This window comes from Streptomyces sp. NPDC038200, from assembly GCF_055600785.1.
Genome location: NZ_JBVJYH010000019.1, coordinates 123305 through 140259 on the forward strand (window position 1 = coordinate 123305; position 16955 = coordinate 140259).

Sequence of the window (16955 nt, forward strand, 5' to 3'; positions counted from 1 at the left end):
AGCCGGTCCCGCCAACACGACCCCACCCCCGCGAAGGCCGGGGTATGGGCAACGTCTAAAGTGGCGTGGTACGCGCGAGCCTTTACCGGGACTTCACACGGGGAGGCTTGCTGGGATGTCTCTGTCAGGGGTGTGCGTGACGGCCGTCGAATCCCGTCCTGGGGGCACCTCCCAGGCCATCAAGGCCCTGGGGGAGGGTGTGCTCGGTGGTGCGAGCCAGGGCCCGGTTCATCGGCCGTTCGGGGCCCGTGTCAAGGCGTTCGTGGCGCTGACCAAGCCACGGATCATCGAGCTGCTGCTCATCACCACCGTGCCGGTGATGTTCCTCGCGCAGCAGGGCGTGCCCGATCTCGGGCTGGTGCTGCTGACCTGCGTCGGCGGTTACCTGTCGGCGGGCGGCGCCAATGCGCTGAACATGTACATCGACCGGGACATCGACGCCCTGATGGACCGCACCTCCCAGCGTCCGCTGGTGACCGGCATGGTCAGTCCGCGCGAGTGCCTCGCCTTCGGCATCACCCTCGCGGTCGTCTCGACGCTGCTGTTCGGAATCACCGTCAACTGGCTGAGCGCCTGGCTCTCGCTCGGAGCGCTCCTCTTCTACGTCGTCGTCTACACGATGATCCTCAAACGGCGTACCTCGCAGAACATCGTCTGGGGCGGCATCGCGGGCTGCATGCCGGTGCTGATCGGCTGGTCGGCCGTGACGAACTCGCTCTCCTGGGCGCCGGTCGTCCTCTTCCTGGTGATCTTCTTCTGGACCCCGCCGCACTACTGGCCGCTGTCCATGAAGGTCAAGGACGACTACGCGCGCGTGGGCGTCCCGATGCTGCCGGTCATGGCCTCCAACAAGGTCGTCGCCAAGCAGATCGTCATCTACAGCTGGGTGATGGTCGCCGTCTCCTTGCTGCTCACCCCCCTCGGCTACACCGGCTGGTTCTACACGCTGGTCGCCCTCGCGGCGGGCGGCTGGTGGCTGTGGGAGGCGCACGGCCTGCAGAACCGGGCCAAGGCCGAGGTCACCGGCGCGAAGCTCAAGGAGATGCGGCTCTTCCACTGGTCGATCACCTATGTGTCGCTGCTGTTCGTGGCGGTCGCGGTGGATCCGTTCCTGCGCTGAACCCCCTCTGCCCCCGACGGGAGGGGTGCGTGGTCAAGGCCACGCACCCCTCCCGTCGCCGTTTGATCTACCCGTCGGTAGCATCCTGGCCATGGCAGACACGCAGCAGGTTGACGCGCGGGCCGAGCGCAAGGTGTCCCGGCTCGCCCATCAGATCAGCGCCTTCGCGAAGGCGCACGGCGGCGCGGAGGGCCAGGTGGCCCACATCGGCGAACGCGGCGCCCGCATCGTCCTCGTCGGCGAGGACGGCGGCTGGGGCGACCTGGTGGCCCCCAGCACGGAGATCGCCGAGAAGGCGGTCGAGAAGGCCGGCATCACGGTCCACGAGTCCTTCGACGGCGAGTTCGCCGCGAAGGTGACCACGGGGCCGTACGAGTGGAAGCGGATGGCGGGCATCCAGCTGGGCGGCTGAGACGAGGCGCCCCCGAAGGGCGCGGGGCCCTGCGCGGTTTCGCCGCGCGGGCGCGATCACCACGGCGCACCGGTGGCCGCCGGCCGCGCGCGCTCCCGGGCCGCACCGCGACCTCGAACCCCGTTCACCCGTTAGGACGGGTAGGCCAGCGCAGCGCCCACGCGTCCCACGGGGAGCCGGAATGATCGAAACGCCGTCCCTCGTGGACCAGTACTGCCACGGCGTACTCCGCACCGAGCTGGGCCTCGGCACCTTCGAGGCCCAGCTGGCCCGCACCGAGGGGCCGCCCGCACCGGGCACCACCCTGTTCGACACCCAGACCGGCTTCGCCGTCCGGCGCTGGTGCCCCCCGATACTCGGCCTGGAACCGCACTGCCCACCCGCCCGCTATCTCGCCCGGCGCCGGGAACTCGGCGTCCTGGAGTCGGGCCGCAGGCTCCTGCGCGGCAGCGGCATCACGACGTACCTGGTCGACACCGGGCTGCCCGGCGATCTCACCAGCCCCGCCGAGCTGGCCTCCGCCGGGGCGGCGCCGGCCCACGAGATCGTCCGGCTGGAGCTGCTCGCGGAGCAGGTCGCCGACACCTCCGGCACCGTGAAGTCCTTCCTCGCCAACCTCGCCGAGTCGGTGCACGGAGCCGCCTCGACCGCCGTCGCCTTCACCTCCGTCGCCGGCCTGCGGCACGGCCTGGCCCTCGCGCCGGAGCCGCCGGGACCGGGGGAGGTGCGCGGCGCGGCGGGCCGCTGGCTGGCCGGGCGGCGGGTGGGCGGCGCGCTCACCGACGCCGTGCTGCTGCGGCACCTGCTGTGGATCGCGGTCGCCTCCGGCCTGCCGCTGCAGCTGCACGCGGGCCTCGGCGAGCCCGGCTCCCGGATCGACCGTACGGACCCGGTGCTGCTCACGGACTTCGTCCGCGCCACCGCCGGCCTCGGCACCGACCTGATCCTGCTGCACGGCTATCCGTACCACCGTCACGCCGCCCACCTCGCCGGGGTCTTCCCGCACGTCTACGCCGACTCGGGCGCCGCGCTGGTCCGCACCGGCGCCCGGGCGGCCACCGTCCTCGCCGAGATCCTGGAGCTGGCCCCCTTCGGCAAGATCCTCTTCTCCACCGGCGCCCAGGGCCTGCCCGAGCTGCACGTCGTCGGCGCGCACCTCTTCCGCGAGGCACTGGGTCGCGTTCTGGGCGACTGGGTCGCGGAGGGCGCCTGGTCCCCGGAGGACGCCCAGCGGGTGGCCCGGCTGATCGCGGCGGGCAACGCGCGCCGGGTGTACGGACTCGGATGACCGGCCGAGACTGGGCGGATGACGACCGCAACCCTGCTCGACGAGTTCCACGACGCGCTGCGGCCGCTGCGGCTCCGTGCACTCTGGGCGCACGGCTCACTGGCCGGCGGGGACTACCAGGAGGGCCGCAGCGACCTCGACCTGATCGCCGTCCTGCCGGGCCCCCTGACCCTGGGGACCGTACGGCGGCTGGTGGTGCTGCACCGGAGGCTGCGCCGGGAACCCCTCGCGGCGAAGCTCCACTGCAGCTACCTCACCCCGGCCACCCTCGACGACCCGGACCGCTCGCACTTCACCTGGGCGCACGGACATGCGCTGCGCCGTCCGGTCACCCCCGTCACCCGGCGCGAGCTGCACGACTTCGGCCGGGTGCTGGACGGTGAGCCGCCGGCCGGGCTGCTCCCGCCGGTGCCCGAGAGCCAGCTCAACGGCTTCGTGGTGCGCGACCAGCGGACCTTCTGGCGCCCGGCCGTCGACAAGGCCCGGCTGTGGCGGCAGGACGTCTGGGTGGACCTGGGGCTGCTGACCTTCGCCCGGGCCACCGTGACCCTGCGGGACGGGCGGCTGATCTCCAAACGGGAGGCCCTCGCCGAGCTGCCGGCGCTGGGGGCGCCGGCCGAGGTCGTCGAGGACGTCGCCCGCCGGCGCTACGACACCCCCGCCCCGGCCACCGACGACTGGCTCACCCGCCGGGCCGGGCTGACCCGCGCCTACCTGGGCCCGGCGATCGACGCGCTCGTCACCACGTACGGGTGAGTCCCCCGAGGTACGGGTGGCTCACGCGACGTGCGAGTGGCTCACGCGCGCGTGCCGACCGTCGCCTCGGCCGAGGGGACCGGCAGGTCCACCGTGGCCTCCGGGCGCTCGCGCAGCGAGAGCAGGACACGCAGGGTGGCGATCCAGATCAGGCACGAGCCGAGCATGTGGAGGGCGACCAGGACCTCGGGCAGGTGCGTGAAGTACTGCACGTAACCGATCACGCCCTGGGCGAGCAGCACGAGGAACAGCTCTCGCGTCCGGGAGAGCGGCCCCTTCGGCGCGTCGACCGCCTTCAGGACGAACCACAGCGCGAACGTCAGCGTCACCACGATCCAGGCGAGCACCGCGTGCAGCTTGGCGACCGTCTCCCAGTCGATCGGGATGCGCTCGACCTCGCTGGAGTCGCCGGCGTGCGGCCCGGCCCCGGTCACCACCGTGCCGACCGCGATCAGCAGCACGGACGCGGCCACCAGGAACCACACCAGCTGCTGCACCGCCTTGCCGACCAGCGGACGCGGCGCCGCGTCGCCCTCCCGGGTGCGCTGCCACATCGCCGTGGCGATGGCGATCAGCGCCGTGGAGAGCAGGAAGTGCGCGGCGACCGTGTACGGGTTGAGGCCGACCAGCACGACGATGCCACCGAGCACCGCGTTGCCCATGACCACCCAGAACTGCGCCCAGCCCAGCCGGGTCAGGCCGCGCCGCCACGGCTTCTGGGCGCGCGCGGCGATGATCGCCCAGCCGACGGCGGCGCACAGCACGTACGTCAGCATGCGGTTGCCGAACTCGACGACCCCGTGGAAGCCCATGGCCCGGGTGGTGGTCAGCGAGTCCTCGGTGCAGGTGGGCCAGGTCGGGCAGCCGAGGCCCGAGCCGGTGAGCCGGACGGCGCCGCCGGTGACGACGATGGCCACCGACATGACGAGTGCGGCGAGGGCCGCCCGCTGGACGGTCCGGGGATCCGGGGTCCAGCGGTCGGCGATGAAGGCGAGCGGGTTGCGCAGGGCCGCCTGGGCATCGGCGCGGTTCAGCTTTGGCACGCCCACCATCGTAGGCCGCCGCTTGTGCACGCGTTCACGAGGGTCACCTCCCGCGCGCGTCCCAGGGGCACTCCCGGGCGGGTGACCGGGTCACTCCGGGGCGGGTCCGCGGGGCGCTCCCGGGCGCGTCCGAGTCGCTCCCGGGCGGGTGACCGGGTCACTCCCAGCGGAAGAACTTCCCCGCGGCGGCCAGTCCGGCCACCGCCCAGGCGGCGAGGACGCCCAGGTCGGCCCACGGCATGCCGGCGCCGTGCTGGAGCACGTCCCGCAGGCCGTCCGACAGCGCGGAGATCGGCAGCAGCCCGAGCACCTGCTCGCCCGCCGAGCCGAACTTCTCCAGCGGCACGATCACCCCGCCGCCCACGAGCAGCAGCAGGAAGACCAGGTTGGCGGCGGCCAGCGTGGCCTCCGCCTTCAGCGTGCCCGCCATGAGCAGGCCGAGCCCGGAGAAGGCGGCGGTGCCGACGACGAGCAGCAGCAGGACGGCGGCGGGACTGCCGTGCGGCGACCAGCCCAGCGCGAAGGCGATGGCCGTCAGGAGCACGACCTGGAGGATCTCCGTGACCAGCACGGACGCCGTCTTCGCGGTCATCAGGCCCCAGCGGGGCAGCGGCGAGGAGGCGAGCCGCTTCAGCACGCCGTAGCGGCGCTCGAAGCCCGTCGCGATGGCCTGGCCGGTGAACGCCGTGGACATCACGGCCAGGGCCAGGATGCCGGGGGTGAGGAAGTCGACCGCCTCGCCCTTGCCGGTGTCCACGATGTCGACCGAGCTGAAGAGCACCAGCAGCAGGGTCGGGATGACGACCGTCAGCAGCAGCTGCTCGCCGTTGCGCAGCAGCATCCTGGTCTCCAGCGCCGCCTGCGCCGCGATCATCCGGGGGAGCGGCGCGGCTCCGGGCCTGGGGGTGTACGTACCCGTGGTGGTCACGAGCGCAGCTCCTTGCCGGTCAGCTCCAGGAAGACGTCCTCCAGCGTGTGCCGTTCCACCGAGATGCGGTCCGGCATGACTCCGTGCTGGGCGCACCAGGAGGTGACGGTGGCCAGCAACTGGGGGTCGACCTTGCCGACGACCCGGTAGGAGCCCGGGGTCAGCTCGGCCGCCGCGCAGTCGGCCGGGAGGGCCTTGAGCAGCGAGCCGACGTCGAGGCCGGGGCGGCCGGTGAAGCGCAGGGTGTTCTCGGCGCCGCCCTTGCACAGCTCCTCCGGGGAGCCCTGGACGACGACCCGGCCGCCGTCGATGATCGCCACGTCGTCGGCGAGCTGCTCGGCCTCGTCCATGTGGTGCGTGGTGAGGATCACCGAGACGCCGTCGGCGCGCAGGTCCCGCACCAGGTCCCAGGTGGCCCGGCGGGCCTGGGGGTCGAGGCCGGCCGTCGGCTCGTCCAGGAACACCAGTTCCGGGCGCCCCACGACGGCCATGGCGAGCGCGAGCCGCTGCTGCTGGCCGCCGGAGAGCCGGCGGTAGCCGGTGCGCCCGCAGGAGCCGAGGCCGAGGCGTTCGACGAGGGCGTCGACGTCCAGCGGATGCGCGTGCAGCTTCGCGATGTGCCGGAGCATCTCGTCGGCCCGGGCGCCCGAGTACACACCGCCGGACTGGAGCATCACGCCGATGCGGGGCCGCAGCTCGGCGGAGTGCCGGACCGGGTCGAGGCCCAGGACGCGCACCGTGCCGGAATCCGGCTTCCGGTACCCCTCGCAGGTCTCGACCGTGGTGGTCTTCCCCGCGCCGTTGGGGCCGAGTACGGCGGTCACGCCGGGCCCGGCCACCAGGTCGAGGCCGTCCACCGCGGTCTTCGTGCCGTACCGCTTCACCAGGCCCTGGATCTCCACGACCGGGTGCGGCGCGAAGCGTCTCGTCGAGGGGTGGTCGTCGGGAGACGGGCGGGCGGGCTCACTTCGCATGGATCCAGAGTCTAGGGAAGAGGGTGCGCCGGTCAGACCGGCGGGGGCGGGAAGTCCGCCACGCGGGGCCGGTGCAGCGGCAGCCACCGTTCGGCGTAGGCCACGGCGTCGGCCAGCGGGAACAGCCGGGCGTCGGCCGCGCCCACCCGTCCGCGGACGACGGGCCGGTCCCGTTCGAAGTCGTGTCCCAGCTCGTCGAACCGGTCGGAGGTGATCGAGACCTCGACGACCGTCTCCCAGCCGCCGCCGGGAGCGGGCCGGCCGACCTCCACCCGGGGCGCCGGTATGCGGTACTCGGCCAGGTGGAAGGCGGTGCAGGCGTCGTAGCCCGCGCCGAGCAGCAGCACCCGGGCGCCCAGCCGCTCCAGCCGGGCCAGCGGGCTGCGCTCGCCGAGCCGGCAGTCCGGGGCGTGGCCGTCGGTGATCTCCCGCGCGCGGGGGCCGAGCGCGGCGAAGGAGGTCTGCGGGTGCGCGCTGCGCAGGGCGCCGGGCCAGGTCCGTACGGTCTCCGGGACGACGCCGACCCCGCGCGCGGGGGTGATCAGCGGGTCGTACGGGGGCATGGTGGCGCGGATGCGGTCCCACCACTCCTCGGGCACCGGCGGGTTCCCCCAGAGGGCCGGATCGGACTGGTCGCCGGTCTGGGTGGGGACGACGAGCGTGCCGGTGGGGCCGAGCGCGTCGAGAAGTCCCTGGACGACGGCGACCGCGCCTCCGTTCACCCAGCCGAGGGAACTGAGCGAGGAATGTGCGAGGAGGGTCTCGCCGGTCTCGACACCCAGCAGACGCAGCTGGGCGGCGATGGCGTCGCGCGTGACAAGAGGGCCGGTCGGAGGGGGTGCGGGCATGGTTCGGGAGTCTTCCGGACGGGGCCTGGGACCGCCACCGTACCGGGCGGGGAAGAGGCCGGAAATGATCGATCAGAAGATCGTTTCCGCAGGTCACATTAGGTATGCCTAAGTGACGCAGGGCACCGTCGTTGATCCCGACGCCGCTTGTCAGGCTCCGCGGAATTACGCAACAATGGCGTTGTGAAAAACGTCGGAGAGGCTCGGGAGACCCCCACGGGGGCCGCTCAGGAGGAGCTGGCGACCGGTGAGCGCTCGACGCGCAACCGGGTCGTGCGGTCGATCCTGGACCACGGGCCGTCGACCGTCGCCGAGCTGGCCGGCCGGCTGGGACTCACCCAGGCCGCCGTCCGGCGTCATCTGGACGCACTGGTCGCCGACGACGTCGTGGAGGCGCGCGAGCAGCGGGTGTACGGCACGCGCACGCGTGGCCGCCCCGCCAAGGTCTTCGCGCTCACCGACTGCGGCCGGGACGCCTTCGACCAGTCGTACGACAAGCTCGCCGCGGACGCGCTCCGCTGGATCGCCGAGCGCGAGGGCGGCGCCGAGGCGATCGCGGCCTTCGCCCGCGCGCGGATCGCCGCCCAGGCGGGCGCGTACCGCGAGGCGGTCGAGGCCGTGAGTCCCGACAAGCGCGCCGAAGCGCTGGCCAAGGCCCTGAGCGCCGACGGGTACGCTGCTACGGCGCGCAGCGCACCGGTCGGCGAGCAGCTCTGCCAGCACCACTGCCCGGTCGCCCACGTCGCGGAGCAGTTCCCCCAGCTGTGCGAGGCGGAGACGGAGATCTTCGCCGAGCTGCTGGGTACGCACGTCCAGCGACTGGCGACCATCGCGCACGGCGACGGCGTCTGCACGACGTTCATTCCCAAGATTTCCACTGACGCACCTGCAAGCACGGCCGGGAGGAACCCCGCATGACTCTCCCCACGGAGACTGCTCACCCCGAACTCGAGGGCCTGGGCAAGTACGAATACGGCTGGGCCGACTCCGACGTGGCCGGTGCGTCCGCGCGCCGCGGCCTGAACGAGGACGTCGTCCGCGACATCTCGGGCAAGAAGTCCGAGCCGGAGTGGATGACGAAGCTGCGCCTCAAGGGCCTGAAGCTGTTCGAGAAGAAGCCCATGCCGAACTGGGGCTCGGACCTGTCGGGCATCGACTTCGACAACATCAAGTACTTCGTGCGTTCCACGGAGAAGCAGGCGGAGTCCTGGGAGGACCTGCCCGAGGACATCAAGAACACCTACGACAAGCTGGGCATCCCGGAGGCCGAGAAGCAGCGCCTCGTCGCCGGTGTCGCCGCCCAGTACGAGTCGGAGGTCGTCTACCACCAGATCCGCGAGGACCTGGAGGAGCAGGGCGTCATCTTCCTCGACACCGACACCGCCCTGAAGGAGCACCCGGAGCTCTTCAAGGAGTACTTCGGCACGGTCATCCCCGCCGGTGACAACAAGTTCGCCGCGCTGAACACGGCCGTGTGGTCCGGCGGCTCCTTCATCTACGTGCCGAAGGGCGTGCACGTCGAGATCCCGCTCCAGGCCTACTTCCGCATCAACACGGAGAACATGGGCCAGTTCGAGCGCACCCTGATCATCGTCGACGAGGGTGCCTACGTGCACTACGTCGAGGGTTGTACGGCCCCGATCTACAAGTCGGACTCGCTGCACTCCGCGGTCGTCGAGATCATCGTCAAGAAGAACGCCCGCTGCCGTTACACGACCATCCAGAACTGGTCGAACAACGTCTACAACCTGGTCACCAAGCGCGCCGTGGCCTACGAGGGCGCGACCATGGAGTGGATCGACGGCAACATCGGCTCCAAGGTGACGATGAAGTACCCGGCCGTCTACCTGATGGGCGAGCACGCCAAGGGCGAGACCCTGTCCATCGCCTTCGCGGGCGAGGGCCAGCACCAGGACGCCGGCTCCAAGATGGTCCACATGGCGCCGAACACCTCCTCCAACATCGTGTCGAAGTCCGTGGCGCGCGGCGGTGGCCGCACCTCCTACCGCGGTCTCGTCGAGATCGGCGAGGGCGCCGCCGGATCCAAGTCGAACGTGCTGTGCGACGCGCTGCTCGTCGACACGATCTCCCGCTCCGACACGTACCCCTACGTGGACGTCCGCGAGGACGACGTGTCCATGGGCCACGAGGCGACGGTCTCCAAGGTCTCCGAGGACCAGCTCTTCTACCTGATGAGCCGCGGTCTGAGCGAGTTCGAGGCGATGGCGATGATCGTGCGCGGCTTCGTCGAGCCCATCGCCAAGGAGCTGCCCATGGAGTACGCCCTCGAGCTGAACCGGCTGATCGAGCTGCAGATGGAAGGCGCGGTCGGCTGACGCCCCGCTTTCCGGACCCCAGCTAGCGAAACTGACGTAGGAAAGAGAGCAGACCGACAGCCATGGCTGAGGCTCAGAATTACCCGGTCGGGTCCACCACGGCCGGCCAGATCGCGGTGGCCGCCGAGTCGACCGTCGCCACGCGCATGAGCGCGCCCCCGTCCTTCGACGTGGCGGACTTCCCCGTCCCCCACGGCCGCGAGGAGGAGTGGCGCTTCACCCCGCTGGAGCGGCTGCGCGGGCTGCACGACGGCACCGCCGTCGCGACCGGCGACGGCGTGAAGGTCGACGTCCGGGCCCCCGAGGGCGTGACCGTCGAGACGGTGGGCCGCGACGACGCCCGCATCGGCAGGGCGGGCACCCCCGTCGACCGCGTCGCCGCCCAGGCGTACTCGTCCTTCGAGAAGGCCGGCGTGGTCACCGTCCCCAAGGAGACGGTCCTCGCCGAGCCGATCCGCATCGCCGTGCACGGCGAGGGCGGGGTCGCCTACGGCCACCAGGTGATCGAGCTGGGAGCCTTCGCCGAGGCCGTCGTCGTCATCGACCACACCGGTGACGCCGTGCTGGCCGCCAACGTCGACTACGTCCTGGGCGACGGCGCCAAGCTGACCGTCGTCTCCGTCCAGGACTGGGACGACAAGGCCGTCCACGTCGGCCAGCACAACGCGCTGATCGGCCGGGACGCCACCTTCAAGTCGTTCGTGGTCACCTTCGGCGGCGACCTCGTCCGTCTGCACCCGCGCGTCGCCTACGCCGGCACCGGCGGCGAGGCCGAGCTGTTCGGCCTGTACTTCACCGACTCCGGCCAGCACCAGGAGCACCGTCTCCTCGTCGACCACAACACCCCGCACTGCAAGTCCAACGTCATGTACAAGGGCGCGCTGCAGGGGGAGAGCGCGCACGCGGTCTGGATCGGCGACGTGCTCATCGAGGCCAAGGCCGAGGGCACCGACACCTACGAGATGAACCGCAACCTGGTCCTCACGGACGGCGCGCGGGTCGACTCGGTGCCGAACCTGGAGATCGAGACCGGCGAGATCGTCGGCGCCGGCCACGCCTCGGCGACCGGCCGCTTCGACGACGAGCAGCTCTTCTACCTGATGGCCCGCGGTATCCCGGAGCGCGAGGCCCGCCGTCTGGTGGTCCGCGGCTTCTTCGCCGAGCTGGTCCAGCAGATCGGTGTCGCCGACATCGAGGAGCGCCTGCTCGCCAAGATCGAGGAAGAGCTGGAGGCCTCGGTCGCATGACGTCGTTCGACCGTGCCCGTTTCGTTCGGGCCTGTGGGCTGAGCGAGCTGGAGGAGGACACCCCGAAGCGGGTGGAACTCGACGGCACGCCGGTCTCGGTCGTGAAGACCGAGGGCGAGGTGTTCGCGATCCACGACATCTGCTCGCACGCGAACGTCTCCCTCTCCGAGGGCGAGGTGGAGGACTGCCAGATCGAGTGCTGGCTGCACGGCTCCGCCTTCGACCTGCGCACCGGCAAGCCGTCCGGCCTCCCCGCGACGCGCCCCGTCCCCGTATACCCCGTAAAGATCGAAGGGGACGACGTTCTCGTCTCCCTCACCCAGGAGTCCTGAGGCACCCATGGCAACGCTTGAAATCCGAGACCTGCACGTCACCGTCGAGGCCGACAACGCCACGAAGGAGATCCTCAAGGGCGTCGACCTCACCGTGAAGCAGGGCGAGACGCACGCCATCATGGGCCCCAACGGCTCCGGCAAGTCGACCCTCGCCTACTCCCTCGCGGGTCACCCGAAGTACACGATCACCGGCGGCACCGTCACCCTGGACGGCGAGGACGTCCTGGAGATGTCCGTCGACGAGCGTGCCCGCGCGGGCCTGTTCCTGGCGATGCAGTACCCGGTCGAGGTCCCCGGCGTCTCGGTCTCCAACTTCCTGCGCACCTCCGCCACCGCCATCCGCGGCGAGGCCCCCAAGCTGCGTACGTGGGTGAAGGAGGTCAAGGAGACCATGGAGCGCCTCAACATGGACCCGTCCTTCGCCGAGCGCAACGTCAACGAGGGCTTCTCCGGCGGTGAGAAGAAGCGCCACGAGATCCTTCAGCTGGAGCTGCTCAAGCCGAAGGTCGCGATCCTGGACGAGACCGACTCCGGCCTGGACGTCGACGCTCTCCGCATCGTGTCGGAGGGTGTGAACCGCGTCCGCGAGACGGGCGAGGTCGGCACCCTGCTGATCACGCACTACACGCGCATCCTGCGCTACATCAAGCCCGACCACGTCCACGTGTTCGCCGGCGGCCGCATCGTCGAGTCCGGCGGTCCGGAGCTCGCGGACAAGCTGGAGAACGAGGGCTACGAGGCATACGTGAAGGGTGGCGCATCCGCGTGACACAGCTGCCGGGCCTCCTCGACGTCGAGGCGATCCGCAAGGACTTCCCCGTTCTGGACCGAGTCGTCCACGACGGCAAGAAGCTCGTGTACCTGGACAACGCGGCGACCAGCCAGAAGCCGCGCCAGGTGCTGGACGCCCTGAGCGAGTACTACGAGCGCTACAACGCCAACGTCCACCGCGGTGTGCATGTGCTCGCCGAGGAGGCCACGGCGCTGTACGAGGGCGCGCGCGACAAGGTCGCCGCGTTCATCAACGCGCCGAGCCGCGACGAGGTGATCTTCACCAAGAACGCCTCCGAGTCGCTGAACCTCGTGGCGAACATGCTGGGCTGGGCCGACGAGCCCTACCGGGTGGACCACGAGACCGAGATCGTCATCACGGAGATGGAGCACCACTCCAACATCGTGCCGTGGCAGCTGCTCGCGCAGCGCACGGGCGCGAAGCTGAAGTGGTTCGGCCTCACCGACGACGGCCGCCTGGACCTGTCCAACATCGACGAGATCATCACCGAGAAGACGAAGATCGTCTCCTTCGTGCTGGTGTCGAACATCCTGGGCACGGTCAACCCGGTCGAGGCGATAATCCGCCGCGCCCAGGAGGTCGGCGCTCTCGTCTGCATCGACGCCTCCCAGGCCGCGCCGCACATGCCGCTGGACGTACAGGCCCTGCAGGCCGACTTCGTGGCCTTCACCGGCCACAAGATGTGCGGTCCGACCGGCATCGGCGTCCTCTGGGGCCGTCAGGAGCTGCTGGAGGACCTGCCTCCGTTCCTCGGCGGCGGCGAGATGATCGAGACCGTCTCGATGCACTCCTCGACCTACGCCCCGGCGCCGCACAAGTTCGAGGCGGGCACCCCGCCGATCGCCCAGGCGGTCGGTCTCGGCGCGGCGATCGACTACCTGAACTCGATCGGCATGGACAAGATCCTCGCCCACGAGCACGCGCTGACCGAGTACGCGGTGCAGCGCCTGGCACAGGTTCCCGACCTGCGGATCATCGGCCCGACGACGGCCGAGGACCGCGGGGCGGCGATCTCCTTCACCCTCGGCGACATCCACCCGCACGACGTGGGCCAGGTGCTGGACGAGCAGGGCATCGCCGTCCGGGTCGGGCACCACTGCGCCCGTCCGGTCTGCCTGCGCTACGGAATTCCTGCGACCACGCGAGCGTCGTTCTACCTGTACTCCACGCCGGCCGAGATCGACGCTCTGGTCGAGGGGCTGGAGCACGTACGGAACTTCTTCGGCTGAGAGGCGTGTCGACACCGTGAAGCTGGATTCGATGTACCAGGACGTCATCCTGGACCACTACAAGAACCCGCACGGGCGTGGTCTCAGGGACGGCGACGCCGAGGTGCACCATGTGAACCCGACCTGCGGCGACGAGATCACCCTGCGTGTGAAGTACGACGGCGCGAAGATCGAGGACGTCTCGTACGAGGGCCAGGGCTGCTCCATCAGCCAGGCCTCCGCCTCCGTGCTGAACGAGCTGCTGGTCGGCAAGGACCTCGCCGAGGCGCGGAAGATCCAGGAGACCTTCCTGGAGCTGATGCAGTCGAAGGGCAAGATCGAGCCCGACGACGCGATGGAGGAGATCCTGGAGGACGCGGTCGCGTTCGCCGGTGTCTCCAAGTACCCGGCCCGGGTCAAGTGCGCCCTCCTCAGCTGGATGGCGTGGAAGGACGCGACGGCCCAGGCGCTGGGCGGCGCCGACGCCGAAAGGAAGACCGCATGAGCGACACCGTCGAGATGAAGCCGGCCTCGGAGGAGGAACTCCGCGAGGCCCTGATGGACGTGGTCGACCCCGAGCTGGGCATCGACGTCGTCAACCTCGGCCTGATCTACGGCATCCACGTCGACGACGCGAACATCGCGACCATCGACATGACCCTGACCTCGGCGGCCTGTCCGCTGACCGACGTCATCGAGGACCAGGCCAAGTCCGCCACGGACGGCCTGGTCAACGAGCTGCGCATCAACTGGGTCTGGATGCCGCCGTGGGGTCCCGACAAGATCACGGACGACGGCCGCGAGCAGCTCCGGGCGCTCGGGTTCAACGTCTGACGTGCAAGGACCGACGTCCAAGGCTGATGTTCACGGTCTGATCTTCGAGGTCTGATCTTCGAGGTCTGATGTCCGGCGCGGAGCCGGTGGAAGGGGCCGTGGCCAGGTGCCACGGCCCCTTCCGTGTGCTCAGTCCACCCCGTCCACCAAGCGGGGTCACGGGTGCGGCGGCCGGCTTCCCGGCGGGCCCGCCCAGCAGGGGAGCCGGGAGCACCGGTGAGCGCTTCGGTGAAAAGGAAACCACCCCGATGTGTACGCTCGTACGCATGGGATATCTCCTGCTCGCCGGCGCCATAGCCGCCGAGGTCGCCGCCACCACGGCGATGAAGTACAGCGAGGGCTTCAGCCGGCTCTGGCCCTCGCTCGTCACCGCCCTGGGCTACCTCGTCTCGTTCGCGCTGCTCGCCCAGACCCTGAAGACCGTCCAGATCGGGACGGCGTACGCCATCTGGTCCGGCGTGGGCACCGCGGCCATCGCCGTCCTCGGCCTGCTGCTGTTCGGCGAGGGGCTGAGCACGGTCAAGGTCGCCGGGATCCTGCTGATCATCGGGGGCGTGGTGGTGCTGAACCTGGGCGGGGCGAGCCACTGATGCCCCGCCGCTACGACCCCGAGCGCCGTCGGCGGATCATCGACGCGGCGATCCGCGTCGTCGGCCGGGACGGCATCGCCGGGCTGAGCCACCGTACGGTCGCCGCGGAGGCGGACGTGCCGCTCGGCTCCACGACGTACCACTTCACCACCCTGGACGAGCTGCTGGTGGCCGCGCTGAGGCAGGCCGACGAGGGCTTCGGCAGGGTGCTGGCCGAGCGGCTGCCGCGAGAGGGCGGGAGCGATCTCGCCGCGCGGCTGGCCGGGGCGCTGGGGGAGTGGCTGGGGGGCGAGCGCACCGGTGTCGAGCTGGAGTACGAGCTGTATCTGGCGGCGCTGCGCCGCCCGGCCCTGCGCCCCGTCGCCGCCGAGTGGACCGAGCAGGCGGCGGCGCTGCTGGCCCGGCACACGGACCCGGTCACCGCGCGCGCCCTGCTCGCGCTGATGGACGGCATCTGCCTCCAGGTGCTGCTGACGGGCGGTTCGTACGACGAGGAGGGCGCCCGCGCCGCGCTGGCTCGGCTGATCCCCTGAAACCCCCGCCCGGCACGTGAGACGCGGTTCGCCCTGACCACCCCGCCCACGTTAGGTTTTCCCCCATGACCGACTCTGCTTCCCGTTCCACCGGCGCCGTCGCCGCCGGCCTCGCCACGATCGCCTCCGACGGCACCGTTCTCGACACCTGGTTCCCGGCCCCCGAGCTGGTCGAGGAGCCGGGACCGGCCGGCACCGAGCGGCTCACCGCCGAGCAGGCGGCGGAGCTGCTGGGCGGCGGCGCGACCGCGGCGACCGGCCCGGACGCCCGCCGGGGCGTCGAGGTGGTCGCGGTCCGCACGGTCATCGCCTCGCTGGACGAGAAGCCGCTCGACGCGCACGACGTCTACCTGCGCCTGCACCTGCTCTCGCACCGCCTGGTCAAGCCGCACGGCCAGAGCCTGGACGGCATCTTCGGCCACCTCGCCAACGTCGCCTGGACCTCGCTCGGCCCGGTCGCCGTGGACGACCTCGAGAAGGTGCGCCTGAACGCCCGCGCCGAGGGCCTGCACCTCCAGGTGACCTCGGTGGACAAGTTCCCGCGCATGACGGACTACGTCGCCCCGAAGGGTGTGCGCATCGCCGACGCCGACCGGGTCCGCCTGGGCGCGCACCTCGCGGCGGGCACCACGGTCATGCACGAGGGCTTCGTCAACTTCAACGCCGGCACGCTCGGCACCTCCATGGTCGAGGGCCGGATCTCCGCGGGCGTCGTCGTCGGCGACGGCTCGGACATCGGCGGCGGCGCCTCCACCATGGGGACCCTGTCCGGCGGCGGCAACGTGATCATCTCGGTCGGCGAGCGCTGCCTGATCGGCGCCGAGGCGGGCGTCGGCATCGCGCTCGGCGACGAGTGCGTGGTCGAGGCCGGCCTGTACATCACCGCGGGCACCCGGGTCACCATGCCCGACGGCCAGATCGTCAAGGCCCGCGAGCTGAACGGCGCCTCGAACATCCTGTTCCGCCGCAACTCGGTCACCGGCACCGTCGAGGCCCGCCCGAACAACGCGGTCTGGGGCGGCCTGAACGACATCCTGCACAGCCACAACTGACGCACCCGCCCGCCGCGTCCGGAGCGCCCCTCGCCGTTCGTGCAGGGGCGCTCCGTCATGCCGGCAGCGTCCGCGCGAAGCCGGCCAGCGCCGCGAAGTCGGGCTCGCGCAGGCCGATCCTCGGGTTCACGTGGTGGAGCAGGGCGGGGGCGCGATGGTGGGCCCTGACGTACCGCGTGTCCGCCGCCCTCTGCTCGTCGTCCACCCAGGCGAACGGCCGGCCCTCGGCGTACGCCACGATCGCCTCCGTCTTCCAGTGGACGCCGTCGGGGCGCTCGGCGAACAGACCGGTGCCGAAGTCGACGTACGGCAGCTCGGGCAGGCCGACGACCGGGGCGATCCAGGCGTTGGCCTCGGCCATCCAGGTCGTCGCCCAGCACAGGTCGTAGCCGAGCAGGAGCAGCGCCGGGCCGTGGGCCGGGTTCAGCCAGACCCGCAGCGGGCGCCGGCCGTGCAGGGGCACCCGGATCGTCGTGTAGCCCTCGGGGCGGCGTTCCGGCTGGGCCGCGTAGGGGTTGAGGGGGCCGTCGACGTCCAGGAACAGCAGGGGGCGGCTCACGGGGACACCGTACGGCAGGCGAGGCGGCCGGCCCGGGGGAATTTTCTTCGGACGGCAGGCATAGCGAGGGGCCGGTCCGCACGTCAGAAGAGGTGCGGG

20 protein-coding genes are annotated in these 16955 nt (G+C 71.1%); 15 read left to right on the forward strand and 5 right to left on the reverse strand.

Features of this window, described 5'->3' with window-relative positions; all coding sequences use genetic code 11:
- Nucleotides 1-130: 130 nt before the first annotated feature.
- The 4 genes from ACZ7KF_RS31585 to ACZ7KF_RS31600 all read left to right on the forward strand — a co-directional run bounded on the left by ACZ7KF_RS31585 (nucleotide 131) and on the right by ACZ7KF_RS31600 (nucleotide 3576).
- A complete protein-coding gene (locus tag ACZ7KF_RS31585; protein ID WP_471082814.1) occupies nucleotides 131-1120 on the forward strand; it encodes a heme o synthase in 990 nt (329 codons plus the stop codon).
- A gap of 91 nt (nucleotides 1121-1211) precedes the next feature.
- The gene (locus ACZ7KF_RS31590; protein WP_225828085.1) at nucleotides 1212-1532 is read left to right on the forward strand and encodes a hypothetical protein; all 321 of its coding nucleotides are present in this window, start codon (nucleotides 1212-1214) and stop codon (nucleotides 1530-1532) included.
- 181 nt (nucleotides 1533-1713) lie between these two features.
- Entirely contained in the window at nucleotides 1714-2820 is a 1107-nt protein-coding gene (locus ACZ7KF_RS31595; RefSeq protein WP_471082596.1) for an amidohydrolase family protein, read from the forward strand.
- 18 nt (nucleotides 2821-2838) lie between these two features.
- Nucleotides 2839-3576: a nucleotidyltransferase domain-containing protein gene (locus ACZ7KF_RS31600; protein ID WP_471082599.1), complete on the forward strand. Its 738-nt coding sequence runs from the start codon at nucleotides 2839-2841 to the stop codon at nucleotides 3574-3576.
- A 41-nt stretch (nucleotides 3577-3617) separates the two neighbouring features.
- Here ACZ7KF_RS31600 and ACZ7KF_RS31605 read toward each other — a convergent pair whose 3' ends face one another.
- The 4 genes from ACZ7KF_RS31605 to ACZ7KF_RS31620 all read right to left on the reverse strand — a co-directional run bounded on the left by ACZ7KF_RS31605 (nucleotide 3618) and on the right by ACZ7KF_RS31620 (nucleotide 7369).
- Nucleotides 3618-4628 (reverse strand): COX15/CtaA family protein, encoded by a 1011-nt coding sequence (locus ACZ7KF_RS31605; protein WP_471082602.1) that lies wholly within the window; start codon nucleotides 4626-4628, stop codon nucleotides 3618-3620.
- Nucleotides 4629-4776: 148 nt separating this feature from the next.
- The gene (locus ACZ7KF_RS31610; protein ID WP_471082817.1) at nucleotides 4777-5493 is read right to left on the reverse strand and encodes an ABC transporter permease; all 717 of its coding nucleotides are present in this window, start codon (nucleotides 5491-5493) and stop codon (nucleotides 4777-4779) included.
- A gap of 50 nt (nucleotides 5494-5543) precedes the next feature.
- The gene (locus tag ACZ7KF_RS31615; RefSeq protein WP_471082604.1) at nucleotides 5544-6521 is read right to left on the reverse strand and encodes an ABC transporter ATP-binding protein; all 978 of its coding nucleotides are present in this window, start codon (nucleotides 6519-6521) and stop codon (nucleotides 5544-5546) included.
- 32 nt (nucleotides 6522-6553) lie between these two features.
- Nucleotides 6554-7369, reverse strand: coding sequence for an AAC(3) family N-acetyltransferase (locus tag ACZ7KF_RS31620; protein WP_471082607.1), 816 nt, complete (start codon nucleotides 7367-7369; stop codon nucleotides 6554-6556).
- A gap of 183 nt (nucleotides 7370-7552) precedes the next feature.
- Here ACZ7KF_RS31620 and ACZ7KF_RS31625 point away from each other — a divergent pair, with 183 nt between their 5' ends.
- The 11 genes from ACZ7KF_RS31625 (at nucleotide 7553) to dapD (ending at nucleotide 16297) form a co-directional block, all read left to right on the forward strand.
- On the forward strand, nucleotides 7553-8287 hold the full coding sequence (locus tag ACZ7KF_RS31625) for a helix-turn-helix transcriptional regulator (protein ID WP_471082610.1): 735 nt from the start codon (nucleotides 7553-7555) through the stop codon (nucleotides 8285-8287).
- Nucleotides 8284-9705, forward strand: coding sequence for a Fe-S cluster assembly protein SufB (gene sufB / locus ACZ7KF_RS31630; RefSeq protein WP_225828092.1), 1422 nt, complete (start codon nucleotides 8284-8286; stop codon nucleotides 9703-9705). Before ACZ7KF_RS31625 ends, sufB begins: the two co-directional genes overlap by 4 nt.
- A gap of 62 nt (nucleotides 9706-9767) precedes the next feature.
- On the forward strand, nucleotides 9768-10952 hold the full coding sequence (sufD, locus tag ACZ7KF_RS31635; protein WP_471082612.1) for a Fe-S cluster assembly protein SufD: 1185 nt from the start codon (nucleotides 9768-9770) through the stop codon (nucleotides 10950-10952).
- Nucleotides 10949-11284 (forward strand): non-heme iron oxygenase ferredoxin subunit, encoded by a 336-nt coding sequence (locus ACZ7KF_RS31640; protein WP_471082615.1) that lies wholly within the window; start codon nucleotides 10949-10951, stop codon nucleotides 11282-11284. Before sufD ends, ACZ7KF_RS31640 begins: the two co-directional genes overlap by 4 nt.
- Nucleotides 11285-11291: 7 nt before the next feature.
- The gene (gene sufC / locus ACZ7KF_RS31645; RefSeq protein ID WP_020939295.1) at nucleotides 11292-12056 is read left to right on the forward strand and encodes a Fe-S cluster assembly ATPase SufC; all 765 of its coding nucleotides are present in this window, start codon (nucleotides 11292-11294) and stop codon (nucleotides 12054-12056) included.
- A complete protein-coding gene (locus tag ACZ7KF_RS31650; protein ID WP_471082618.1) occupies nucleotides 12053-13309 on the forward strand; it encodes a cysteine desulfurase in 1257 nt (418 codons plus the stop codon). The genes sufC and ACZ7KF_RS31650 overlap by 4 nt, the downstream gene beginning before the upstream one ends.
- Nucleotides 13310-13325: 16 nt before the next feature.
- Nucleotides 13326-13793: a Fe-S cluster assembly sulfur transfer protein SufU gene (gene sufU, locus ACZ7KF_RS31655; protein WP_471082621.1), complete on the forward strand. Its 468-nt coding sequence runs from the start codon at nucleotides 13326-13328 to the stop codon at nucleotides 13791-13793.
- Complete coding sequence (locus ACZ7KF_RS31660) at nucleotides 13790-14122, forward strand: metal-sulfur cluster assembly factor (protein WP_373910923.1); 333 nt, start codon at nucleotides 13790-13792, stop codon at nucleotides 14120-14122. The genes sufU and ACZ7KF_RS31660 overlap by 4 nt, the downstream gene beginning before the upstream one ends.
- A 266-nt stretch (nucleotides 14123-14388) precedes the next feature.
- The gene (locus tag ACZ7KF_RS31665; RefSeq protein ID WP_471082624.1) at nucleotides 14389-14712 is read left to right on the forward strand and encodes a DMT family transporter; all 324 of its coding nucleotides are present in this window, start codon (nucleotides 14389-14391) and stop codon (nucleotides 14710-14712) included.
- Entirely contained in the window at nucleotides 14712-15245 is a 534-nt protein-coding gene (locus ACZ7KF_RS31670) for a TetR/AcrR family transcriptional regulator (RefSeq protein ID WP_471082627.1), read from the forward strand. Before ACZ7KF_RS31665 ends, ACZ7KF_RS31670 begins: the two co-directional genes overlap by 1 nt.
- A gap of 65 nt (nucleotides 15246-15310) precedes the next feature.
- Nucleotides 15311-16297: a 2,3,4,5-tetrahydropyridine-2,6-dicarboxylate N-succinyltransferase gene (gene dapD / locus ACZ7KF_RS31675; protein WP_471082630.1), complete on the forward strand. Its 987-nt coding sequence runs from the start codon at nucleotides 15311-15313 to the stop codon at nucleotides 16295-16297.
- Nucleotides 16298-16352: 55 nt separating this feature from the next.
- Here the strand turns inward: dapD and ACZ7KF_RS31680 are convergent, their stop codons facing one another.
- Nucleotides 16353-16856: an HAD domain-containing protein gene (locus ACZ7KF_RS31680; protein ID WP_471082632.1), complete on the reverse strand. Its 504-nt coding sequence runs from the start codon at nucleotides 16854-16856 to the stop codon at nucleotides 16353-16355.
- Between the last annotated feature and the right edge of the window lie 99 nt (nucleotides 16857-16955).